We start from the raw sequence: 2,801 nt of genomic DNA, 5'->3' as shown, positions 1-2,801 counted from the left end.
ACCGACCGTACGATTCCACTCCGCGCCTTTCAGGTTTTTGAAGGCGCCCAGGTTTCGTGCGGCCAAAGAGGACCCCGTGAAACCAGAAATTTGGGACTTGACTGGGCTATGAGAGGGTGGGTTAGGCACGCTTTCCGATTACCTTTCCGGTTGAGACGCGAGTTTGATGCGTGCCGTAACCCACCGGCGACGTTCGGGGCAAGCTCAAAGGCTAATCTGATGGGTTACGACGCGCACGAAGGTAGTGTAAAGGGAAGGGTCAAAGGAGGCGCGTCTAACCCACCCTACCCATGAATTTTCGTTTTTGAATGTAGTACCGGCCATGCAATTAACCCCACGCGAAAAAGACAAACTGCTCCTCTTCACCGCCGCGCTGCTCGCCGAGCGGCGCAAGGCCAAGGGATTGAAGCTCAATTACCCGGAAGCGGTGGCCTATCTCAGCGCCACCATCATGGAAGGCGCGAGGGAAGGGCGCAGCGTCGCGGAACTGATGGAATACGGACGCACTCTGCTGAGCCGGGACGATGTTATGGATGGCGTGGCGGAGATGATTCCGGAGGTGCAGGTGGAGGCGACGTTTCCGGACGGCACCAAGCTGGTGACGGTTCACAATCCGATTTTGTAGGGGGGAGACTCGATGATACCCGGAGAAATCATCGTCGAAGACGGCGAGATCGAGCTGAACGCGGGACGCGAGGCTATTACCGTGGTCGTGGCGAATACCGGCGATCGGCCGATCCAGGTGGGCTCCCATTATCACTTCCTCGAGGCCAATTCGGCCTTGCGTTTCGATCGGGATCTGGCGCGGGGCTATCGGCTGGACATTCCGGCGGGCACTGCGGTGCGCTTCGAGCCGGGCCAGACGCGCGAGGTGCGGCTGGTGCCGTTCGCGGGCAAGCGCCGCGTTTACGGGTTTCAACAGAAGATCATGGGGGTCATATGAGCCGGATCGGGAGGCAAGCCTATGCCGAAATGTTCGGTCCGACCACCGGGGACCGGGTGCGGCTGGCCGATACGGAGCTTTTCATCCAGGTTGAGGAAGACCGGACGGTTTACGGCGACGAAGTGAAGTTCGGCGGCGGCAAGGTGATCCGCGACGGTATGGGGCAAAGCCAATGCACGTCGGAAACCGCGGTGGACACGGTCATCACCAATGCGCTGATCGTGGACCATTGGGGTATCGTCAAAGCCGATGTCGGCATCAAGAACGGGCGGATCGCCGGGATCGGCAAGGCGGGCAATCCGGACACCCAGGCCGGCGTCGACATCGTTGTCGGGCCCGGCACCGAAGTCATCGCGGGCGAGGGCCAGATTCTCACGGCGGGCGGCATCGACGCGCATATCCATTTCATCTGTCCGCAGCAAATCGAAGAAGCCCTGATGTCCGGCATCACCACCATGATCGGCGGCGGCACGGGCCCCGCAACCGGCACCAACGCCACCACCTGTACGCCGGGACCTTGGAACATCCATCGCATGCTGCAGTCGGTGGACGGCTTGCCGATGAACATCGGCTTTCTCGGGAAAGGCAATGCCAGTCTGCCGGAGGCGCTGGAGGAGCAGCTTCGCGCCGGGGCGATGGGATTGAAGCTGCACGAAGACTGGGGCACGACGCCGGCCGCTATCGATTGCTGCCTCTCGGTTGCCGATCGTTTCGACGTGCAGGTGGCGATTCATACCGACACCTTGAACGAATCCGGCTTCGTCGAAGACACGATCGCGGCGTTCAAGGGGCGCACCATTCATACCTATCACACCGAAGGCGCCGGCGGTGGCCATGCCCCGGACATCATTAAAGCCTGCGGCGAAGCCAACGTGCTGCCCTCCTCCACCAATCCCACCCGACCTTATACAGTCAATACGGTGGACGAACATCTCGACATGCTGATGGTCTGCCATCACCTGGACCCGAGCATTCCCGAGGACGTCGCTTTCGCGGAATCCCGCATCCGCCGGGAGACGATCGCTGCCGAGGACATTCTGCATGATCTCGGAGCATTCTCCATGATCTCGTCCGATTCGCAGGCCATGGGACGGGTGGGAGAAGTGATCACGCGCACCTGGCAAACCGCCCACAAAATGAAGATTCAGCGGGGCAGTCTTCCGAAAGATCCGGCACGGCACGACAATTTCCGCGTGAAGCGCTACATCGCGAAGTACACCATCAACCCGGCCATCAGCCACGGCATCGCCCACGAGGTGGGTTCGGTGGAAGTCGGCAAGCTGGCCGATCTGGTGCTGTGGCCGCCCGCTTTCTTCGGCGTGAAGCCCAGTCTCATCATCAAGGGCGGGATGATCGCCGCCGCGCCCATGGGCGATCCCAACGCTTCGATTCCGACGCCGCAGCCGGTACATTATCGCCCCATGTTCGGCGCCTACGGCGGCGCTTGCCAGGCCACCTCGATGACCTTTCTATCGAAGGCGGCGGCCGAAGCAGAGGTTGCGAAACGTCTTGGACTTCAAAAGCTCGTCGGCGTCGTTTCGAATACCCGAAGCATCGGTAAAGGCAAGCTGGTTCACAACGACTACATGCCGCGAATCGAAGTCGACCCGCAAACCTATGCGGTGCGCGCGGACGGCGTATTGCTGGCCTGCGAGCCGGCGAACGTGCTGCCCTTGGCCCAACGGTACTTCCTGTTTTGATTCTTGGGGCATGACTAGACTCGCAGAATTGGCCCCGCCGGGAGCGGAGCATCACGACACCCTGACCCTGCTTTACGAGGCTCGCCAGAAATCCCGTTTGCTGGTACGCCTGGACAGCGGGGCCGAAGCAGGCGTTTTTCTCCCTCGCGGTACCGTTC

General features: G+C 61.1%; 3 protein-coding genes and 1 pseudogene. All 4 read left to right on the top strand.

Features of this window, described 5'->3' with window-relative positions; all coding sequences use genetic code 11:
* Positions 1 to 322: 322 nt before the first annotated feature.
* Positions 323 to 625, top strand: coding sequence for an urease subunit gamma (gene ureA, locus ABJK70_RS23135; protein WP_133718859.1), 303 nt, complete (start codon positions 323 to 325; stop codon positions 623 to 625).
* A 12-nt stretch (positions 626 to 637) separates the two neighbouring features.
* The gene (locus ABJK70_RS23130) at positions 638 to 943 is read left to right on the top strand and encodes an urease subunit beta (protein WP_156880726.1); all 306 of its coding nucleotides are present in this window, start codon (positions 638 to 640) and stop codon (positions 941 to 943) included.
* Entirely contained in the window at positions 940 to 2,643 is a 1,704-nt protein-coding gene (ureC, locus tag ABJK70_RS23125) for an urease subunit alpha (protein ID WP_347259267.1), read from the top strand. The genes ABJK70_RS23130 and ureC overlap by 4 nt, the downstream gene beginning before the upstream one ends.
* Positions 2,561 to 2,801 (top strand): annotated as a pseudogene (locus ABJK70_RS23120) (hypothetical protein); the annotation flags it as partial. The gene ureC and the pseudogene ABJK70_RS23120, both read left to right, overlap by 83 nt.

Origin of the sequence: Methylocaldum sp. (assembly GCF_039794385.1) — a bacterium.
GTDB lineage: Bacteria > Pseudomonadota > Gammaproteobacteria > Methylococcales > Methylococcaceae > Methylocaldum.
This window is presented reverse-complemented; position numbering and strand designations above follow the sequence as displayed.